14 protein-coding genes are annotated in these 17,388 nt (G+C 62.2%); 9 read left to right on the top strand and 5 right to left on the bottom strand.

The genetic code is table 11. The features are described from left to right. Positions 1-86 precede the first annotated feature (86 nt). Positions 87-3,077 carry an Rne/Rng family ribonuclease gene (locus NKJ81_RS19100; protein WP_352541371.1) on the bottom strand — a complete coding sequence of 997 codons (2,991 nt, stop codon included), beginning with the start codon at positions 3,075-3,077 and terminating at the stop codon, positions 87-89. 668 nt (positions 3,078-3,745) lie between these two features. On the opposite strand from NKJ81_RS19100, the gene NKJ81_RS19095 reads away from it, so the two are divergent. From NKJ81_RS19095 to NKJ81_RS19065, 7 genes are all read left to right on the top strand, one after another. Beyond that, on the top strand, positions 3,746-5,008 hold the full coding sequence (locus NKJ81_RS19095; RefSeq protein WP_352541370.1) for an N-acetylmuramoyl-L-alanine amidase: 1,263 nt from the start codon (positions 3,746-3,748) through the stop codon (positions 5,006-5,008). Between the two features lies 1 nt (position 5,009). After that, positions 5,010-5,192, top strand: coding sequence for a hypothetical protein (locus NKJ81_RS19090; protein WP_352457449.1), 183 nt, complete (start codon positions 5,010-5,012; stop codon positions 5,190-5,192). Between the two features lie 30 nt (positions 5,193-5,222). Further along, entirely contained in the window at positions 5,223-7,679 is a 2,457-nt protein-coding gene (locus NKJ81_RS19085; protein ID WP_352472768.1) for a penicillin-binding protein 1A, read from the top strand. 167 nt (positions 7,680-7,846) lie between these two features. Next, a protein-coding gene (gene prfB / locus NKJ81_RS19080; protein WP_352451084.1) for a peptide chain release factor 2 occupies positions 7,847-8,978 on the top strand; the annotation gives its coding sequence in 2 pieces (ribosomal slippage) (positions 7,847-7,912 and positions 7,914-8,978; 1,131 coding nt in all). A 473-nt stretch (positions 8,979-9,451) separates the two neighbouring features. Next, complete coding sequence (locus tag NKJ81_RS19075) at positions 9,452-9,838, top strand: hypothetical protein (protein WP_031212810.1); 387 nt, start codon at positions 9,452-9,454, stop codon at positions 9,836-9,838. A gap of 192 nt (positions 9,839-10,030) precedes the next feature. Further along, entirely contained in the window at positions 10,031-10,399 is a 369-nt protein-coding gene (locus NKJ81_RS19070; RefSeq protein ID WP_023679923.1) for a GFA family protein, read from the top strand. 174 nt (positions 10,400-10,573) lie between these two features. Further along, entirely contained in the window at positions 10,574-11,221 is a 648-nt protein-coding gene (locus NKJ81_RS19065; protein ID WP_352541369.1) for a YiaD family glycine zipper/OmpA-like lipoprotein, read from the top strand. Positions 11,222-11,311: 90 nt separating this feature from the next. On the opposite strand, the gene NKJ81_RS19060 is transcribed toward NKJ81_RS19065, so the two are convergent. Continuing rightward, the gene (locus NKJ81_RS19060; protein WP_023679921.1) at positions 11,312-11,584 is read right to left on the bottom strand and encodes a DUF2798 domain-containing protein; all 273 of its coding nucleotides are present in this window, start codon (positions 11,582-11,584) and stop codon (positions 11,312-11,314) included. A gap of 50 nt (positions 11,585-11,634) precedes the next feature. After that, complete coding sequence (locus NKJ81_RS19055; RefSeq protein WP_352541368.1) at positions 11,635-12,519, bottom strand: NmrA/HSCARG family protein; 885 nt, start codon at positions 12,517-12,519, stop codon at positions 11,635-11,637. 127 nt (positions 12,520-12,646) lie between these two features. Between NKJ81_RS19055 and NKJ81_RS19050 the strand changes: the two genes are divergently transcribed. Further along, complete coding sequence (locus tag NKJ81_RS19050; RefSeq protein WP_352541367.1) at positions 12,647-13,540, top strand: LysR family transcriptional regulator; 894 nt, start codon at positions 12,647-12,649, stop codon at positions 13,538-13,540. 140 nt (positions 13,541-13,680) lie between these two features. On the opposite strand, the gene NKJ81_RS19045 is transcribed toward NKJ81_RS19050, so the two are convergent. After that, a complete protein-coding gene (locus NKJ81_RS19045; RefSeq protein ID WP_352541366.1) occupies positions 13,681-15,276 on the bottom strand; it encodes a DEAD/DEAH box helicase in 1,596 nt (531 codons plus the stop codon). Between the two features lie 347 nt (positions 15,277-15,623). Here NKJ81_RS19045 and NKJ81_RS19040 point away from each other — a divergent pair, with 347 nt between their 5' ends. Then, entirely contained in the window at positions 15,624-16,277 is a 654-nt protein-coding gene (locus NKJ81_RS19040; RefSeq protein ID WP_352451078.1) for an outer membrane protein, read from the top strand. Between the two features lie 81 nt (positions 16,278-16,358). Here the strand turns inward: NKJ81_RS19040 and NKJ81_RS19035 are convergent, their stop codons facing one another. Beyond that, positions 16,359-17,132: an NAD kinase gene (locus NKJ81_RS19035; protein WP_023679915.1), complete on the bottom strand. Its 774-nt coding sequence runs from the start codon at positions 17,130-17,132 to the stop codon at positions 16,359-16,361. Between the last annotated feature and the right edge of the window lie 256 nt (positions 17,133-17,388).

Here is a 17,388-nt window from a genome sequence, read left to right as displayed (position 1 = left end):
AATTGGGGCAAAAAAAAATCCCGCGCAGCCGATCGGCAGCGCGGGATTTTTTTTAATCAGAAAGTCTGGCTAATGCACGGAAAAGCTTAGAAAAAGCCCTTCCGTTGCCACCAGCCGGCACGCTTCGGCTTGTCCTCGGCCTTTGCTTCCTCGGTCTTTGCCTCGTCGGTCTTTGCCTCGTCGGGGATGATCGAGGAGACGACCGGCACGACCGGAGCATCCACCGGTACGGGCTTGCGCCGCGACGGCCGGGCCTTCGGCGTTTCCTCGGCAGCCGCCGCTTCGGTCTCCTGCGGAACCGGCGTGGGGGTCTCGCCGGAAGCCACGGAGGCGGCCTCGGCAGCCGATGTCTCGGCGCCCGCAATCTCGGCAACTGCATCCGCCGCAACCTTCTTCGGCTTGGCGGTACGGCGCGGCTTCTTCGGCTTTTCGGCGCTCGGCGTGTCGTCATTCGCCGGAGCACGCACCGCAAGCTCTTCGGCCGGCGGCGCACCTTCCGGCTCGCCGGTCACGGGCTGTGCTTCCGACACGGCACCTTCCGTCATGGCGGCCGGCTCGCCGGCGCTGGCTTCGATCTCGCCTTCGCCCTCTTCGCGGCGATTGCGCTTGCCGCCGCGCTTGCCGCGCCGGCGCTTCTTGCCGTGACCGTCGTCCGCCGCTTCCGCCGTTTCGGCAACACCGGCCGGCGCTTCACGTTCCGCTTCGGCACCTTGATCGCCGGCGGCGACGAAGGCATCGTCTATCGGCGCCGAAACGGAAGCACCTTCCACAGCAGCGCCATGCTCGCGATCGCCATGTTCGCGTTCCCCGTGTTCACGATCCCCATGTTCACGATCCTTGCCGCCGCGCCGTCTGCGGCGCTTGCGGCGCTTGCGATCGCGGCCTTCGCCGTCCTCGCCGGACCTTGGCTGCTGCGGCTGCTGGGCAGGGCGTGGCTGCTCGGCCTGCACCGGTGCCTCGTCTTCCTCTTCGATGACGATCTCGTCCTCGGGTTCTTCCGGCTCGACATAGGCCGGGAACGTGCGCGCCTCGACAAAGCCTTCCGGCTTTTCGGCCAGCGCGCCGCGGAAGATGGCATAGTGTTGTGCACCGACCGCGTCATCGGCTTCGATGGTGATGGTCACGCCGAAGCGGTGCTCGAATTCCACCAGCGTGCCGCGCTTGTGATTGAGCACATAGAGCGCGGTCGCCGCCGGCGTCCGCACCGTGATGTGGCTGCGCGAATCCTTGAGCAGGAATTCCTCGATTGCCCGCACCACCATCAGCGCGACCGACGAATCGGAGCGCACATGGCCGGTGCCGCCGCAATGCGGGCAAGGCTTCATCGTCGATTCCAGCACGCTGGCACGGATGCGCTGGCGCGACATCTCCATCAGGCCGAAATGCGAGATGCGGCCGACCTGGATGCGGGCACGATCGTTCTTGAGGTGATCCTTCAGCCGCTTCTCGACGGAGCGGTTGTTGCGGTTCTCCTCCATATCGATGAAGTCGATGACGATGAGGCCGGCGAGATCGCGCAGCCTCAATTGCCGGGCGACTTCCTCGGCGGCTTCCAGATTGGTGTGAAGTGCGGTGTCCTCGATCGAGTGCTCCTTGGTGGAACGGCCCGAATTGACGTCGATGGCGACCAGCGCTTCCGTCTGGTTGATGATGATGTAGCCGCCGCTCTTCAGCGTCACCTGCGGCTGCAGCATGCGGTCGAGCTGCGCTTCGATGCCGTTGCGCACAAAGATCGGCGTCGTGTCGCGGAACGGCTGAACCACCTTGGCGTGGCTCGGCATCAGCATGCGCATGAAGTCCTTGGCCTCGCGGTAGCCTTCTTCGCCGGAAACCAGGATCTCGTCGATATCCTTGTTGTAAAGGTCGCGCACCGAGCGCTTGATCAGGCTGCCTTCCTCGTAAACCAGGGCAGGGGCCGTGGATTGCAGCGTCAGATTGCGGACGTTTTCCCAAAGCCGCATCAAATATTCGTAGTCGCGCTTGATCTCTGCCTTGGTGCGGCTTTCGCCTGCCGTACGCAGGATGACACCCATGCCTTGCGGCACTTCGAGATCGGCGACCACTTCCTTCAGCCGCTTGCGGTCCTGCGCATTGGTGATCTTGCGCGAAATACCGCCGCCGCGGGCCGTGTTCGGCATCAGCACCGAATAGCGGCCGGCCAACGACAGGTAGGTGGTCAGCGCTGCACCCTTGTTGCCGCGCTCTTCCTTGACGACCTGCACAAGCAGGATCTGCCGGCGCTTGATCACTTCCTGGATCTTGTACTGGCGACGGACCGGCTTGCGGCGGTTGCGCACTTCTTCCAGCGCGTCCTCGGCGCCGACCGATTCGACCTCGTGATCGTCCGGATGCGAGGATTGCACCTCTTCCAGCATGCCGCGATCATTGTCTTCGGAGGTTGCTTCGCCGCTTGTCTCGGCCCCGCTTGTCTCGGGCCCGCTTACCTCGACTTGCGGGACGGCTTCCGAGATTACGTCGGCATCGACGCTGGCAGCGATGGAACTCGAACCGCCTTCGGACGGCTCGGTCTCACCGCGATCGGCGGCTTCATCGCTCTGCCCGGCGGCACCCTCGCTCTGTCCGGCAATGTCGGACATGGTGTTGTCGTCAACGGCATCCAGCTTTTCTGCGACGGCATCTTCGCCATTCTCGCCGTCGGCCGCGCCTGCCTCGCGCCTGTGCTCGCCGCGGTCGCGGCTCTTGCCGCCGCGCCGGCGTCCGCGCTTGCCACGGTCGCGGCTCTGGCGGTCCTCGCCTTCGGCGGCTTCCTCGTCCTCTTCGTCCTGGGCTTCCTGTGCTTCCGCACGCAGCAGCGCCTGACGGTCGGCGACCGGAATCTGGTAGTAGTCGGGGTGTATTTCACTGAAGGCGAGGAAACCGTGACGGTTGCCGCCATATTCGACAAAGGCTGCCTGAAGGGAAGGTTCGACGCGCGTTACGCGGGCGAGATAGATGTTTCCTTTGAGCTGCTTCTTGTCCTGGGATTCAAAGTCGAATTCTTCAATACGGTTACCGCGAACGACGACAACGCGTGTTTCCTCCGGGTGGGAGGCGTCTATCAGCATTTTGTTGGGCATTATTTCGTTTCCTCCCGGCAGCCGTCGGCCGCAGCTTGCGAGGCAATGCCCGCTGCCGTGGACCTGGAACATGGGTGCCGGACAATTGAACGTCCGCCGGCCGCTGCCTGAGCGCCATGGCGGTGCCGCCCGCAGCCGTAGTGGCGCGGTTTGTTGCGGACCTTTCCATGATTGCGCTTGAAGCCATCGTCACCAGCAGAACCTTTTGAACCAAAGCCCGGGAAAAACCGGACCAGCTTGTTTGCTCATACAGAGCCGGCACGGGACAATCCCGGCCGTTTTGCTCACGCAGGCGATTCCCCCGCCACGGGAGCACGCCTGCGAAAATCGTCGCGATCACCGATGCCTTCTTCGCCTGAAGCGAAAGGAGCCGTCTTGCGTCTGACCTGTAGCAGGAAGCTGCGGAGGAGGACGGTTCCAGGATTGCAGTGATCCACCATCGCTTTTATGATTTGGCGGGTTGGAAGGCAACCCCGATTCCCGATGCCGGCAAAAAGCCGTTCCGCAGCGGAAGCCCCGGTCCCAAGCCTTCCATGAAAAGGCTTGGTTAACCTTCTCTGGATACCAATCGTTAATCGAGTTCGCGGTCTGCCGGCACTTTGACAAGCGACAGGGCACTTCGACAAGCGATCGGGCATGACGCCAAAACGGGAGCGATTGGTAGAAAGATGGGACTGGCAGGCTTCGCAGACAAGGGCCGTCATCATGGAGGCTGGTTGTTCCGCACCGCCTGCCTGCTGCCGCTGATCCTGGCTTGCCTGGTCTTTTCGCCGCTTTCGCGTGCTGCCGACGTACCGCTCGGCGCCATAAGCTACAAGATGGCCGGCGATGCCACCAAGATGCGCATCGTCATCAATTTCGACCGCGAGCCCGACATCAAATGGTTCCTGCTGCGCGGCCCCAATCGCCTGGTCATCGATCTGCCGGCCACCAAATTTGCCCTCAATGCCAAGGATGTAAAGCCGCGCGGCCTTGTCCGCGCCGTGCGTTACGGCGAGCTCGGCGAGGGGAAATCGCGGCTGATTCTCACCGGCAAGGGACCGTTCGCCGTCGACAATCTCGACGTGCTCAAGAACGGTGACGGCAACGGCTACCGCATCGCCATCGACATGTCGGCGGCCTCGCAGCGGGAATTCGACGCAGCGCTCGCCAATCAGGCGCTGACCACCGGTTCGACGGTCTCCGCCGACAAGGCCGGCAGGGTCGGTACTGGGCCGGTCTCCAATCCGGGCCATCATTTCACCGTCGTCATCGATCCCGGCCATGGCGGCATCGACGGCGGTGCCGAGGGCCTGAACGGGACGGTCGAAAAGAACGTGACGCTCGCCTTTGCCATGGAACTGCGCGACAAGCTCGCCGCCAGCGGCAAATACGACGTGTTCCTGACGCGCGAAACGGACGAGTTCCTGCGGCTCGACGACCGCGTGCGCATTGCCCGACAGCATGAGGCCGACCTGCTCATCTCGATCCATGCGGACACGATCAGCCTCAAGGGCATTCGCGGCGCAACCGTCTACACCGTGTCCGACAAGGCTTCCGATCCCGAGGCGCAGGCGCTTGCCGACCGTGAAAATCTTTCCGACCAGTTCGCCGGCATGGAGATCAAGGACGACAGCAAGGAAGTGACCGATATCCTGATCGACCTGATCCGCCGCGAGACGCATAATTTTTCGATGAGCTTCGCCCATACTCTCGTCGGCCAGCTTTCCACCAGCGTCGGTCTGATCAACAACCCGCAGCGTTCTGCCGGCTTCAAGGTGCTGAAGGCGCCGGACGTTCCATCCGTGCTGGTCGAACTCGGCTATCTGTCGAACGCCAAGGACGAAGCGCAGTTGCTCAGCGCCGATTGGCGCAACAAGGCGACCCAGAGCATAACCAACGCCGTTGCCCTGTTTGCTTCGGCCAAGAGCGGAACGGGGGCCGGAGGCTGAAATGTCCGCCGGCGCCCACAACCTGAAGCAGCGTTGCACGGCGACAACACCCTGTGCTTTTATTTCCGGCATTCGAAACCGAAATCCCGCGCTGCCGTATTTTGCCCACATGGTCGCGACATGGATTTTGCGATTACGGTTTGGGATCGTCCCGAAAGCTTGCGTGAAGGGCGGCTTCGTTTAGGAAATTCCCGAACCAAGGACTGGAGCGGGTATGATTCGTCTCATTGGCTATTTCTTCGGCATCGGCACGACGCTGGCCCTTTTGGTCGCGGCGGGCGTGGCGATCTATATCGGCCATTTGTCGAAGGACCTGCCCGATTACGAGGTGCTGGCCAAATACGAGCCGCCGGTGACGACCCGCATCCACGCGTCGGATGGCGCGCTGATGGCCGAATATGCGCGTGAGCGGCGGCTTTATCTGCCGATTCAGGCGATCCCGGATCGTGTCAAGGCGGCCTTCCTGTCGGCCGAGGACAAGAATTTTTACAATCACCCCGGCATCGACGTGACCGGCCTTGGCCGGGCCATTGTCGTCAACCTGCAGAATGTTGGTTCGGGAAAGCGCCAGGTCGGCGCCTCGACGATTACCCAGCAGGTGGCGAAGAACTTCCTGTTGTCTTCAGACCAGACCTACGAGCGCAAGATCAAGGAGATGATCCTCGCCTTCCGCATCGAGCAGGCCTACTCGAAGGATCGCATTCTCGAGCTCTATCTCAACGAGATTTTCTTCGGCTTCGGCGCCTATGGCGTCGCCGGTGCTGCGCTAACCTATTTCGACAAATCGGTGAACGAGCTCACCGTGGCCGAAGCCGCCTATCTCGCCTCCCTGCCGAAGGGGCCGAACAACTACCATCCCTTCAAGCATGCCGATCGCGCCTTGGAGCGCCGCAACTGGGTCATCGACCAGATGGTCGAGAACGGCTACGTCACGCATGAAGAAGGCGAGAAGGCCAAGGCCGAGCCGCTCGGCGTCACGCCGCGCCGCACCGGCAACTATCTCTTCGCCGGGGAGTACTTCACCGAGGAAGTGCGTCGCCAGATCATCGCGCGCTACGGCGAGAATGCGCTCTACGAAGGCGGCCTTTCCGTCCGCACGACGCTCGATCCGAAGATGCAGCTGATTGCCCGCAAGGCCATGCAGAACGGACTTATGAAGTTCGACACGCTGCGCGGCTACCGCGGGCCGGTCACGAGCATCGACGTTTCCGGCGACTGGGGTGTGCCGCTGGGCAACGTCAAGCGGTTGGAGGACGTGCCGGAATGGTCGCTCGCCGTCGTGCTCGACAGCTCGGCCACCGGCCTGTCCATCGGCCTGCAGCCGACGCGCCAGATCTCCGGCGAAATCGTCAAGGACCGCGTCGAAGGCACCGTCAGCAAGGAAGACATGAGCTTCGCCATGCGCCACGTCGTCGACGGCAGGACCGTCAAGGCGAAGTCGCCGGCCGACGTGCTGAAGCCAGGCGACGTGATTTTCGTGCAGAAGAACGACGGCTCGGACAACAGCTACAGCTTGCGCCAGGTTCCCGAAGTGGAAGGTGGCCTGATCGCCATGGACCCGCATACCGGACGCGTCCTGGCCATGGTCGGCGGTTTCTCCTACGCGCAGTCGGAGTTCAACCGGGCGACGCAGGCCATGCGCCAGCCGGGGTCGTCGTTCAAGCCGATCGTCTATTCGGCCGCCCTCGACAATGGCTATACGCCCGCCTCCGTGATCATGGACGGGCCGATCACCATCCAGAGCGGCAACACGACCTGGACGCCCAAGAATTACGACGGAACGGTGGCCGGCCCGGCGACCTTGCGGTCCGGCATCGAGAAATCGCGCAACCTGATGACGGTGCGGCTTGCCAACGACATGGGCATGAAGCTGGTCGTGGAATATGCCGAGCGTTTCGGTGTCTACGACCACCTGGCGCCGTATCTGCCGATGGCGCTGGGATCCGGCGAGACGACGGTGATGCGCATGGTGTCGGCCTATTCGATCATGGCCAATGGCGGCAAGTCGATCAAGCCGTCGCTGATCGACCGCATCCAGGACCGCTACGGCAAGACCGTCTTCAGGCAGGACGAACGCGGCTGCTCGAACTGCAACGCCGCCGAGTGGCAGAACCAGCCAGAGCCGGAGCTGGTCGACAATTCCGAGCAGGTGCTCGATCCGATGACCGCCTACCAGATCACATCGATGATGGAGGGCGTCGTGCAACGCGGCACCGGCGCCACTATCAACGAGCTCGGCCGTCACATCGCCGGCAAGACCGGAACGACCAACGACGAAAAGGATGCCTGGTTCATCGGCTATACGCCGAACCTCGTTGTCGGCCTTTATATGGGCTACGATCAGCCGAAAGGCCTTGGCAAGGGCGCGACCGGCGGCGGCCTTGCCGCGCCGATCTTCAAGGATTTCATGCGCGTGGCGCTGGACGGCACGCCCAATGTCGACTTCAAGGTTCCGGACGGCATGAAGCTGATTGCGATCAATCGCAAGACCGGCATGCGAGCCAACGCGGGTGACGCCGGAACCATCATCGAAGCCTTCAAGCCGGGTACCGGTCCCGCCGACAGCTACTGGGTGATCGGCATGGGTGCGGACGGCTCCAACGCCACCGGCGGGGCGCTGTCGCCGCAGGCCAACCAGGCCATCCAGTCGGGCGGCGGCGGGCTCTACTGACAATCGCTACATCGGGTCGGGCCGGCTTGACGATGATGGTCGAGCCGGTCCATTCCGCTTTACAGGGGCCGGTACATTACAGGGGCCGGCGCTTTACAGGAGACCGTGCCGTCCCTATGTATCGCGCCATCAAACCGCCATCCAGCAACAGGACAGAACAGCCAGCCATGCGCGCGGAAACGCAAAATATTGTCGACGAGATCAGGCAGGCGATCACCCTGCTGAGGAGGCATCTTTGACTGGGACCAAGCCATAAAGCGGCTTGAGTACCTGAACGTCCGTGCCGAGGATTCGAGCCTCTGGAACGAGCCGCTGGAAGCACAAAAGCTGATGCGCGAGCGTCAGGGCCTCGAGGAAGGCATTGCCGCGGTCAAAGGCCTCACCCAGGCCCTGGAAGACAATATCGGCCTGATCGAGCTTGGCGAGGAAGAGGGCGACGAGGGCGTCATCGCGGAGGCCGAAGCGGCAATCCGCTCGATGCGCGGCGAGGCCAAGGCGCGCCAGATCGAAACGCTGCTGTCGGGCGAGGCTGACGCCAACGATAGCTATCTGGAAGTCCATGCCGGCGCCGGCGGCACCGAAAGCCAGGACTGGGCCTCGATGCTTCTGCGCATGTATACGCGCTGGGCCGAGCGCCGGCGCTTCAAGGTCGAGGTGCTTGAAGTGCATGACGGCGAAGAAGCCGGCATCAAGTCGGCCACGCTGCTGATCAAGGGCCACAACGCCTATGGCTGGCTGAAGACGGAATCGGGCGTGCATCGTCTCGTGCGGATTTCGCCCTATGACAGCAATGCGCGCCGCCACACCTCCTTCGCCAGCGTCTGGGTCTATCCCGTCATCGACGATACGATCGACATCGACGTTTCCGAATCCGACGTCCGTATCGACACGTATCGGTCGTCGGGATCGGGCGGCCAGCACGTCAACACCACCGATTCGGCGGTGCGCATAACCCATCTCGCCACCGGCATCGCGGTTGCCTGCCAGGCCGAGCGCTCCCAGCACAAGAACAAGGCCAAGGCCTGGGAAATGCTGCGCTCGCGGCTTTACGAGGAAGAGCTGAAGAAGCGCGAAGCGGTGGCGAACGCCACCGAAGCGTCGAAGAGCGATATTGGCTGGGGCCACCAGATACGGTCCTACGTGCTGCAGCCCTATCAGCTGGTGAAAGATCTGCGCACCGGTGTCGAGAGCACCAGCCCGTCGAGCGTGCTCGACGGCGACCTCGACGATTTCATGGAAGCCTCGCTGTCGCAGCGGATCGAAGGTGGCGCCGGCGAAACGGTGGCCGATATCGACTGAGGCCGCCGGGCACCAATCCGGCAGGAATGTGGGTTCATCACGCGAGAGTTACGGCCATCGCGCGAGAGTGACGAGCTCTCAATTTGCACTTACCTGTCGTTCTACAACTTTGTTTTTCATCGGATTTTTCAAAAATCGATTTCCGCTTTTGACGCGGATGCCGCGGGCCGCCGGTGCCAAGCCTGGAACCAGCGCGAGCCAAATCCCGTTATTGGCGATCCCGCTGCCGGGGTTGACCAGGTTTCGTCAATCAGGACGGCAGGTTGGTTCCGGCTGCAGAGGTCGGCGTTCGGTTGCGACAGCAATTGCTTGCGCCGACCAAGGAATCAGCCCAGCATTCATGCGCTGGGGAGGAAAAAAGCATTTATGGCCGGACGCGGCGTATCTGCGACCTGACGATCCGGCCACTGGGAAGACACGTTCCGGGAACGGGCAAGCGAAATGCTTGACAACCGTTGATAGGAACTGCGCTCATGCCTGCTCTCACAACCAGACCGGCCCCAGTCGCCCGCACGGCGCGCCGACTCCTGAATTCACTTGTCGCGGCAGTGGTTTTGATAGCTGCCGCCATTCCATTTGCGGCGCCTGCTCTGGCGCATGATGCCAAGCCGACCGCGGCCATGCCGCAAGGCTGGAGCTATCCCTTCTCCTGCTGCTCGGGCTATGATTGCCGCGAGGTCTCTCAGACATCGATCAGCGAACGTCCCGAGGGCTATGTCATCAAAGGAACCGGGGAAGTCGTGGCCTATAGCGACAAGCGGATCAAGAATTCGCCCGACGGCGAATATCATTGGTGCTCCGTTGCCGGTGCCAATGACGGAAAGACCATCTGCCTGTTCGTGCCGCCATCGTCCTATTAGCGCATGACGCCCGAAAGCTTGCCGACGGGCTGACCCGGGGGTGTGCGGCGGCTTTGGATCGATGAGCCTTCGGTCGGCACTCCAGCACTTTTAACCTGTGCATCGCAGGCTCACAGGTCGCTGACAGGCAGTTGTCAGGAGCGTTTCTTTATGCTGCCTTTGCTTACGGGCGGCATTGTGAGGGACCAATCCATGACGATCAAGGCAAGCTGCCACTGCAAGGCGACGACGTTCGAGGTCTCGCAAGCGCCGCAGACAGTGACGCGATGCACCTGTTCCTTCTGTTCAAAACGCGGTTCGTTGTGGGCCTATTACACCCCATCGCAATTCAGGCTCACCAGCCCGCCGGAGAATGTTTCGTTCTACCAGTGGGGATCGAAAACCATAAAACACGGCTTTTGCGCCACCTGCGGCTGTGGCACCTTCACCGAGACGCCGGACTGGTCGACAGGCGAGCCGAATTTCGACAATCCGAAGATCAGCGTGAACTCGCGGCTGTTCGACGATTTCGATCTCGACAAGGTCGAAGTGGTGGTCATCGACGGCAAGAATCTCTGGTAGCCGGTCGAATTGCGGTGGTCGCGCGAGCCGCTGCAGGCGTGTGGAATTGAGCCGGGGAAAGCCGCGGCAGCGGCTTTTGCTGGTCCGCTTTTCGCCGCATTTCATGTTACAAGTCGCTGGAAGGGCTGATGCGGTGCGCCGTTGCGCGGCCGTGGAATGGAGAGGGACCACCATATGAAAAAGATTGTGCTCGCCGTCGTGGCGACGGCTGTGCTCGTGAGCGCATGCACCACCGATCCCTACACCGGGGAACAGAAGGTTTCCAACACCGCTGCCGGCGCCGGTCTCGGTGCTTTGGCGGGTGCCGGGCTCGGCATGCTTGCCGGCGGTAACGACCGCCGCAACGCGCTGATCGGCGCGGGCATCGGCGCGCTTGCCGGCGGTGCCATCGGTGCCACCATGGACCAGAACGAGGCCGAACTGCGCCGACAGCTTCAGGGCACAGGCGTCAGCGTCACCCGCTCCGGCGATCAGATCATCCTCAATATGCCGTCCGACATCACCTTCAACGTCGACCAGGACGCGGTGAAGGCCGGTTTCTATCCGGTGCTGAATTCGGTGGCCCTTGTGCTGAAAAAGTTCCGCCAGACCACCGTCGACGTGTTCGGCCACACCGACTCGACCGGCAGCGACGAGCACAATTTCGACCTGTCGCAGCGCCGTGCTTTGGCGGTCGCCAACTATCTGTCCGGACAGGGTGTCGATTCCCGCCGCTTCGCCGTCACCGGCTTCGGCAAGACGCGTCCGATCGCCTCCAACGCGACCGCTGCCGGCCGGGCTCAGAACCGCCGCGTCGAGATCCAGCTGTCGCCGCTTACCTGAGGCAAGCGCACGAACCGGCCGCAGCCCCGCAAGGGGCCGCTCTAATGGCTATGCCGGCCCTCCGGCCGCCGGCACCCTTCGTTCGTGATGTCAGGACCGGGCCGGCTGATCGACAATCGCGGCAACGATCCGACGCACGATCGGAAGCACAATCAGCAGACTGGGAAACGCGACAAGCCATGAAGCGCCCCATGCATAGCTCCAGGCCGCTATAAACCCGTTTGTCCAGCCTGCGCCGATTGCCGTCGAAACCGCCGAGACAATCGAGGACATCAGAATCGAAAGAACCAACGGCATCACCACCGCGCCGTAGGAGGGCGGCAGCTTTCTCAACTTGAAGGCTCGATCCGGTGATGCTTGCATCGAAATCTCCCAATCAGAAAAAATGTGCGTCAGCGTTACTGTGAGGACGATCAGGCGGCATATGCCGTCTGCAGCGCCAATTCCCGAATGAAGCTTCGCAGCGAACGCGGCTCGCGGCCAAGCGCGGCACGCAACGTCAGGCTGTTCCCGCCGAGGCCGTATTTGGCGTAGTGGCTGTGTACTTTGGCCAGCATCTGCAACTGCCGGTCGGTATAGGGAAGGCGGGCCTTCGCCGCCCAGTCCTGAAATGTCGGCTCGCCCGCCGAAACCGGCCGGCCAAGCGCTTCGCTCATCATGGCGACGACCTCTTCGCGGCTGTGCATACCGTCGGCGCACAGCTCGAGGGTCGCATAGGACAAACGCGCTTCGGTCAATGCGATTGCCGCCACTTCAGCCACATCGCGATAGTCGACGCGGGCGAGCTTCGCCGTCCTTGGAAACGGCTCGGCGAAAACGCCGTGCTCGACGACGGACGGCCAGGCCGCCGAGATATTTTGCATGAAATTGGCCGGGTGCAGAATGGTGTACTCCATGTTCGTCGAATAGAGGGCAGCTTCAACGGGTACCTTGCTTGCATGGTTTTCCAGCCTCGTATTGGTCGGCTGGATCACCGACGAAAAGACGAATTTTCGAACGCCTGCTCGCGCCGCTGCCTCAACCATGGCAACCCCCATGGCGGCTTCGTCGGGAGCAAAGGCCGGTCCGATGTGAAAGACACCGTCGACACCTTCCACGGCCTGCTCAAGGCTCCGATGGTTGCGCAGATCTCCGATCGCGATCTCGGATGCGCCGGCTTTCCGGGCTTTTTCGGCACTCGCGGCGTCACGAACAAGCGCCCGAATCCTGGCATTGCGGCGGACGAGTTCAGGCACCACCAAACCGGCAACGCGGCCTGCGGCGCCTACGACCAGGACCGTTGGACTGGGTGTTCGCATGACGATCTCCTTCCTTCGAGTCTGCCTTTCGGCCTGTGCAGGGAAGATAAAATCTAGCGAACTTCGTTACAATTGATCGATGTTGCGATAGTTTCTCCCGATTTTCGGTAGAAAGGAGCGATGAGCGATGAGCCGGATAGATGATTTCGAAGCCTTCATTGCCATTGTCGAGCATGGCAGTCTGACGGCTGCCGCACGCCGGCTGAACCGCTCACTGCAGTCGGTCAGCCGGTCCCTGGCGACATTGGAGGAATCAATCGGGGTCGAGCTTCTGCACAGGACGACACGCCGCTCGACGCCGAGCGAAGCCGGAGCGGCCTTTTTCCAGCGCATCAAACCCGCCGTCGAGGAAATTAACGAAGCCAGGCTTCAGGCGGCCAATCGACGGTCTGAGCCATCGGGCATCCTGCGTGTCAGTGCCCCGGTGCTGTTCGGCCCGGACTTCCTCGTGCCGGTTATCGCCGACTATATGCGGACATATCCCCGGGTCGAGGTTGACCTCAAGCTTTCCGATGAATTTGTCGATCTCGATGCCGAGGGTCTCGATCTGGCGGTAAGAATCGGCAATTTGCCGGATTCCAATTTACGTGCGAAGCGCCTGGGCGCGCTGCGGCGCGTGGTGTTCGGCGCACCTGCCTACTTCCAGCAACACGGCCGACCGGCCCATCCGCTCGAATTGCGTGAGCATCAATGCATCGTACGAACCGTCGACGGCCGCCCAGGCGAATGGATGTTTCAGATTGAAGGCAAGCCCCGGCCGGTGAAGGTCGCGGGCACCTTCCGGTCGAATTTGATGATATCGATCTATGCGGCCGCGGTTCACGGATTGGGTCTGGGCTACTCGCCGCTTTGGCAGGTAAAGCACCTGGTGGACGATGGCCGCCTGGAACTGGTTCTAACCGAATTCGAGCCGGTGCCGGTGCCGATACACGCCGTGTGGCCGGAAGGCAGGTCGTCCTCAGCCAAAGTTCGCGCTTTTCTGGACCTGCTGGCATCCCGCCTGGAGCTCAGGGATCTTTAGCTACATAGCGAGCCTAGCGGCATACGGATCGCCGGCAGCACCAAAATCGACCGCCTCGCAGCAACGCCACAAGATTACCGAGAGCAGTACTTCTCAAAAGAGGGTGCTTCGCGCGTCGGCGGGGCCGCGCGCGAGCCGTGTCAGACCTTGGCCACGATCCGCATGAAGGCCGGCATGTCGTCGCCGAAGCCGACGGTCGCGTCATTGTCTTCCTGGCGCTGGCGGGCAGGGCGCTCGCGCTGCGGCCTGGTGTCGCCCCGTTCCGGCGCGCGCCGTTCGTTGCGATCGGGCGAAGCCTTGCGTTCAGATGACGCCTGGCGCTCGCTGTTTTCCGAGCGGATCGCCTCTTTGCGGGTACGTCGCTCGTCGATGTCGGCGACGGTGGCTTCGGCCACGACCGGCTGTTCCTCGCTAACTGCTTCCGGCGCTGCTTCTTCGCTGCGCCTGGCGTGGCGTTCACGCGGTTTGCGCTCGCCCCTGTCCTTGGCGTCGTCCTTGCGGCCGGCACGGCGTGGCGCACCGCGGCCACGGCGCGGGGCCTCATCCTCGCCGCCTTCGCTGGCAACGACCGTCGACAAATCGCCGTCATGCCACTCGATCTTCGTGCCGATCAGCCGCTCGATGGCGTCGATGTATTTGGTGTCCGACTTGGTCGCGATGGTGAAGGATTTGCCCGAGCGCCCGGCGCGGCCAGTACGGCCGATGCGGTGGACGTAATCCTCCGCGTGGATCGGCACGTCGTAATTGAAGACATGGCTGACATCGGGAATGTCGAGGCCGCGCGCCGCGACATCCGAAGCAACGAGGTAGCGCAGCTTGCCGTCACGGAAATTGGCCAGCATCTGCATGCGCGCGCGCTGGTCCATGTCGCCGTGCAGGGCGCCGGCGTCGAAGTCATATTTCAGCAGCGAGCGGAACAGCTCCGATACCTCGATCTTGCGGTTGCAGAAGATGATGGCGTTCTTCAGCTCGGCATCCTCGGCTTTCATCAGATTGCGCAGCGTCTCGCGCTTGTCCCAGGGTTTCGGGCCGGATTTCACCAGCCGCTGGATGATGTTGGTGGCGGCCGATGCTGCCTTCGACACTTCGACGCGCACCGGTGCGTGCAGGAATTTCTCGGTGAGCTTGGTGATTTCCGGCGGCATCGTCGCCGAGAAGAACAGCGTCTGCCTGGTGAACGGGATCATCTCGCAGATACGCTCGATGTCGGGGATAAAGCCCATGTCGAGCATGCGGTCGGCCTCGTCGATGACGAGGATCTCGACGCCGTTGAGCAGGAGCTTGCCGCGCTCGCGATGGTCGAGCAAGCGGCCGGGGGTCGCGATCAGCACATCGGCGCCGCGCTCGAGCTTCTTGTCCTGCTCGTCGAAGGACACGCCGCCGATCAGCAGTGCGATGTTGAGCTTGTGATTCTTGCCGTATTTGACGAAGTTTTCCTCGACCTGCGCGGCGAGCTCGCGCGTCGGCTCGAGGATCAGCGTGCGCGGCATGCGGGCGCGGGCACGGCCCTTTTCCAACCGGGTGAGCATCGGCAGGACGAAGGACGCCGTCTTGCCGGTGCCGGTCTGGGCAATGCCCAGCACGTCCTTGCCGAGCAAGGCGTGCGGGATAGCACCAGCCTGGATCGGCGTCGGCTCGGTGTAGCCGGCATCGGTAACTGCGGAAAGGACCTTCGGCGACAGGCCGAGGTCTGCGAAGGTCAACGCTTCTTGAGCGATCTGGGTGTCTGAGGACAAGTTTGGCTGTCTTTGGCTGGTTCGGGGGCGCAACATATGCAGTCGCGGCAAGCGCCGCGCGCCTGCAAGATTGGTATTGCAGGTAGGCGCAAGCCCACGATTTGTCAACACAAACGGGCGGCATTGGTGCGATTGTGAAGCCGTAAGCTTAATCGCGATGGTTACCGCTCGTCGATGGCCCGCTGTTCAGCAAGGCGACATTCTCGCATCAGCGCAGGTGTTGCAGATCAGCAACGCCAGGGTGCATTCATTCTGACCACACGCCAAAGTATCATTTGAGATTTGAAATAACTCAGAAAACTAGCCACAAACGATTCATCCATTTTCTTGGCTAGGGGGGCCACATTATGAAGAAAGCTTTTCTCTCCGCTGCGTTTCTGGCAGCGGCCTTGACTCCGGCGATCGCGGCCGATGTCGTGGAGTTGCCGGTCGCATCAACGTATAACTGGACGGGCCTCTATCTAGGCGCACATGTCGGCGGTGGCAGCAGCAAAGTAGACTGGGAATATACTGGTGGCGGGACGGCTGATCATGATGGCAGCGGCGCCCTGGGCGGCGTCCAGGCCGGTTACAATTTCCAGAGCGGAAATATAGTCTATGGCGTCGAGGCGGACATCTCGGCCGCCCATATCGATGGCGGCACGGACTGTCCGAACCCCACCTTCTCTTGCGATTCCGATGTAAAGATGCTCGGATCGCTGCGTGGCCGAATTGGCTATGCGATGGATAGGCTGCTGATCTACGGTACCGGCGGTCTCGGCTTCGGCAGGGTTGAGATTAGCACAAGCGGTCCGATCGGGACCAACGGCACCTCGAAAACCAGAGCAGGCTGGACCCTGGGCGCGGGCCTGGAATATGCCTTTACCGATCACTGGTCGCTTAAGGGCGAATACAAATATTTCGATCTGGGCAAGAGCGATTATACAGTCGACACCGGCCTGAATGTCGAAGCAAAGGTCCGCATACACACCGGAGTCATCGGCTTGAATTACAAGTTCTGATCGCAACGATCGGCCGCCGCAACACTTGTGTTGTCAAATAGGAACCCGGCCTCGTGCCGGGTTTTTATTTGCACGGTCTGTTCAATACCTGAACTGTTCGGCGAGAATGCGCTCGTTCCACGAATGGTTGGGATCGAACAGCAGCGTCGCCGTTGCCGTCGGCGATTCCCTCACCGTGACCGTCGTCACCGCCTTGACCTCGGTGTGGTCGGCGGCGGCATTCACCGGCCGCTTTTCCGGCTCCAGAATGTCGAAACGCACGATCGCCTTGTTGGAGAGCAGCGCGCCGCGCCAGCGGCGCGGACGAAACGGGCTGACCGGGGTCAGCGCCAGCAGCGGAGCGTCGAGCGGCAGGATCGGCCCGTGCGCCGACAGATTATATGCGGTCGAGCCGGCCGGCGTCGCAATCATCACGCCGTCGCAGTGCAATTCCTCTAGCCGCTCTTGCCCATCCACGGTGATGCGGATCTTGGCCGTCTGGTACGACTGGCGCCAAAGCGCGACCTCGTTGATCGCGAGCGCCGAAATCGTCTCGCCTTCGGCCGTCACCGCCTGCATCTCCAGCGGACGGATCGTTTCGGCAACGGCCGCCGCGATGCGCCCGGTCAAGCCGCTGGCGCGGTATTCGTTCATCAGAAAACCGATGGTGCCACGGTTCATGCCGTAGACCTTCTTTCCCGTGCTCATCGTCTCACGCAGGGTCTGCAGCAGAAAGCCGTCGCCGCCGAGCGCCACGACGATCCCGGCTTCTTCGACGGAGGCCTGGCCGTAACGCGCAGAGAGGCTTTCCAGCGCTGCATTGGCGTCGGCTGTACCGGATGAGACGAAGGCGAAACGGCTGGCGGTTTTGCTCATGGCTCTCAACGACAACCGATTGGCGACGACCGTCTGGCGACCGATTGGCGGCGACCGGTTGCTGGGCCGCGCCAGCGCCGGGTTAGCATGGGTGGGCATTTCTGCAAAGGGAGGGAGGTGCCTGGAGATGGCGACCAAACAAGCCGCACTCGCGCATCATGTCGGAGGACAAAATGATGTGATGGTTAAGACTCGCCTTAAACTCTCGTAAAGCCATATCGATCATGTTAGCCGGCAGCGGACGGGCGGCGTGGGG

This window comes from Mesorhizobium sp. M0018 (assembly GCF_040323955.1).
In the GTDB taxonomy this organism is placed as follows: domain Bacteria; phylum Pseudomonadota; class Alphaproteobacteria; order Rhizobiales; family Rhizobiaceae; genus Mesorhizobium.
Note: the sequence above shows the minus strand (reverse complement) of the source record. Positions and strands in the feature narration are given on the sequence as shown.